Here is a 650-nt window from a genome sequence, read left to right on the forward strand (position 1 = left end):
GCCATGCAGGACGGGCGAGGTGCGCCTGGCAAGCGGGTGCGCGCACACAGCGCCCACCAAGTCCCGGCCCTGCGATGAGGCACGCGTGAACGCGCGGCGGCAGCAGCAGCAGCGACAGTAGCGTGTGCGCACGTGCAGTCGGTGCACCACATGCAGCGCATCCACCGGCTGCCCCAGCGCCGCCGCAAACTCTGCCAGCTGCTCTGTCGCCACAATCACGTGCCGCGACGCCCCGCCAGCGCCCGCCTCCATACGGACAGCCACATACTCCAGGTCCTGGTTCACGCACAGCGCGAGGTTGGCGGGGATGGTCCACGGCGTGGTGGTCCAGATCACCATCTCCAGCTGCGGCAGCAGGGGCGCCAGTGCTGCTGCTTGGCCACTGGCAGTTTGGCAGCCAGGTAAGGACACTGGGGGAGCAGGCGCGCATCGGGGCTGGCCGCGCGCACCTGGGCAGTGACTGCATGGGGAAGCCGACATGGATGGCGGTGCTGCGGTGATTGTCCCGATACTCCAGCTCCGCTTCGGCCAGAGCGGTGCGGGTGGAGGGCGACCAGTACACAGGTTTGTGGCCGCGGTGGATCAGGCCGGCCTTGTACATCGCGCCAAACACCTCTGCGCAGCACCAGGGTGAGCGAGGGTGCGCCGCT

The 650-nt window shown here is 68.9% G+C and carries 1 protein-coding gene and 1 pseudogene; both read right to left on the reverse strand.

The genetic code is table 11. From position 1 onward, the window contains the following. A partial coding sequence (locus ACK4SE_RS14045; protein ID WP_409693962.1) for a hypothetical protein occupies positions 1 to 339 on the reverse strand: 339 nt, incomplete at its 3' end. 126 nt (positions 340 to 465) lie between these two features. After that, positions 466 to 583 (reverse strand): annotated as a pseudogene (locus tag ACK4SE_RS14050) (class I tRNA ligase family protein); the annotation flags it as partial. Between the last annotated feature and the right edge of the window lie 67 nt (positions 584 to 650).

It is taken from the genome of Brevundimonas sp. (assembly GCF_046293315.1).
GTDB lineage: Bacteria > Pseudomonadota > Alphaproteobacteria > Caulobacterales > Caulobacteraceae > Brevundimonas.